Source organism: Mesotoga sp. HF07.pep.5.2.highcov (assembly GCF_003666285.1).
Lineage (GTDB): Bacteria > Thermotogota > Thermotogae > Petrotogales > Kosmotogaceae > Mesotoga > Mesotoga prima.
Genome location: NZ_JFHJ01000270.1, coordinates 1 through 2,688, shown reverse-complemented (window position 1 = coordinate 2,688; position 2,688 = coordinate 1). Strand labels below are relative to the sequence as shown.

The 2,688-nt window shown below is 46.0% G+C and carries 2 protein-coding genes; one reads left to right on the top strand and one right to left on the bottom strand.

Features of this window, described 5'->3' with window-relative positions; translation table 11 throughout:
* Positions 1 to 1,890, top strand: a 1,890-nt coding sequence (locus BG32_RS05525; RefSeq protein ID WP_121526543.1) for an HD domain-containing phosphohydrolase, incomplete at its 5' end; no start/stop codon positions are given.
* 42 nt (positions 1,891 to 1,932) lie between these two features.
* On the opposite strand, the gene BG32_RS05520 is transcribed toward BG32_RS05525, so the two are convergent.
* Positions 1,933 to 2,688 (bottom strand): hypothetical protein (locus BG32_RS05520; protein ID WP_121526542.1); only part of this gene is annotated, 756 nt, incomplete at its 5' end.

Below are 2,688 nucleotides of genomic sequence, written 5' to 3'. Positions count from 1 at the left end.
CTTCTCGAAGAGCTCGGCGAAGATATCTCCTATGGAATACTGTCACTGAGACTAGAGGCTCAGCTAGAGCATCAGAGCGGTGTTCTATCATCTATTAGAAGAGTAAACCAGCTGATAGTATCGGCAACCGATGTTGAAGAGTTGATCAAAAGGGCGACGGAGCTTATGACGGGTTCCCGCGGTTTCGAAAGATGTCTTCTTGTTCTCGTTGAGAATGAAAATGTGAAGAACTGGGCCGCTTCTGGCTTCAGCAGAACGCAGCTGCTCGAAGTCGACTCGATTTTCGAGTCGGGAGAAATTCCTCCTCTTTTGAGAAGGGCAATGGAAGAAGAAGGAGTGATCTCCTTAACTGGAAGAGAGTACAACAAACAATGCGTAATAATCAGCGATTCAGATGATCTTGCAGTCTTCGCGAAAGGGCTCAGAATCGGTGGCAATATCCTGGGTGCTATGGCCGTAGTTATGAAACAGAGCTTCTCTTTTTCGAAGGATGAAAGAGATCTCTTTTCCGAAATCGTGGATGATATTTCTTTTGCGATTCATAAGATAAGAATTGAGAAGAACGAGAGAGTTCTTCAGAAGAGGTTTTCTCTTTTCATGGATAAACTGCCCGGAGCCGTGTTCATTTCTGACAGTGACCTGAAGACTTCATACTTCAATGACTTCGCAGCCAGAGTCTTTGGTTTCAAAGAAGACTGGAAAGGAAAGAATCCCGAAGCCAACTATCCCGGAGAACTCGACAAGCTGATTCTTCAAGATGATAGAAGGACTCAAAACGGGGAGAACATCGTGAGGGAAGAGAGGGTACTCGGTACCGACGGCAAGGAAAGGATCCTCTATGTTCAGAAGTTTCCAATTGTTTCAGAAGGAGATAAACCGATGGTCGGTGCAATCGCCATGGATATTACCGAATGGAAGCTCGCAGAGATGGCCCTCACCAGATTGGGAAGAGTCATAGATCTTTCAGTGAATGAGCTATATATATTCGATTCAGAGACTCTGAGATTTCTTCAAGCGAACAAGGGTGCTCTAGAGAATTCAGGGTACTCTCTTGAAGAGTTGCGAAAGATGACTCCACTGGATCTGAAGTTGGAGATGGACAGAAGGGTCTTCGAAGACATTATCTCCAGACTCAAAAAAGAGCCTGGAAGTTACGAGGTCTTCGAAACCGTTCATATAAGAAAGAATGGAACCGGGTATCCCATCGAAGTAAGACTACAGCTTCACGACAATGAATACGAACGTGTCTTTGTTGCCATTGTTTTGGATATCTCCGAGAGAAAGATCGCCGAGGAATCGGTGAAAAAGAGTCTTGAGTCACTTATAAATACTTTGTCTTCGCTTGTCGAAGCGAGGGATCCCTACACTTCCGGCCATCAGAAACGTGTAAGCGAGCTTTCGACAGCAATAGCGAGAAAGCTGTTTTCTGAAGATGAGATGCATGAAGATATCGTTGAATCGATAAGAGTAGCTGCTTTGCTTCATGACATAGGGAAGAGTGCAGTGCCCACCGAAATACTGACGAAGCCGGTAAGACTGAACAATCTCGAATACGATTTAGTCAGAGAGCATTCAAAGAAGGGGTACGACATACTGAAAGAGGTTTACTTCCCATGGCCGATAGCTGACATCGTTGCTCAACACCATGAGAGACTTGATGGATCCGGATATCCAAGAGGATTAACGGGCGATGAAATCAGAATAGAGGCCCGTATTATTGCCGTTGCCGATGTAGTTGAGGCAATGTCTTCTCACAGACCTTATAGAGCATCTCTTGGAATAGAGGCGGCACTGGATGAAATACGGCAGAACTCCGGAAGGTTCTACGATCGCAGAGTCGTCGAGGCCTGCCTTGAACTTTTCGAAGAGGGGTTTCAATTCACCGAGTAATCCAGGCCGCTTTTCCAGTGATAAGGAAGTTCCAAGCGACTTTCAGTTAAGCCTTCTTTCCAGGTGATTCAGGTAAAACTTCACTCCCGAAGAGAGATTACGAAGTACCTTGCAGCTTACTTCATCCAGTCGACGGGTATCCTGGGAACTGACGAGTTTGTCATAATACTCCTTTGACAACTCTGGTGATGGATTCTCGAATGAATTGCCGCCGATAAGTCTTTTCACAGACAGTTCTACCTCGGGCAGAAGATCGAAGGCTCTCCTTCTAATTGTCTTCGCCATTTTTTCGAGCCTATCGAAGACGCCGGCCTCAGTCCCCTCTATCTCCTCCAAAAAAGGTTCGTAACCTCTCCACAATCGGTAGCCCAGGTATCTGTCGTGAAATTTGTGATAAAAGCCGATTTTCTTGAACTGCTTCCTGTACAGAAAGGGTATCTTGAATATTTCGATGGGAGTGCCCGGAGAGGCGTGATACGGTGTTCCGCAGTCCTCAAGATAGTGGAGAGCCCTGGCTGCAAATCTTAGAGCCCAATACCTATCTCCCTTTTCATTGGCCAGCATGCTCATACGGTCGAAGTGTAGAAATCTGTCTGTCACTTCGCCGAATCGGAGAATAATATGAAACTCCTCATGACGCCACGTTCCACTTCCTCCCATGAATTTCTGTAAAGGTGAAAGACTTAAGCCTTCATCCATGCCAAAGTCTGGTTCATATGAATAAACTGTCAGAATCTGCCATGCGGGAGCTCTGCCGCTTCTGGGGGCCTTATTGTCGAAAAAGGGTAAATACAGCTC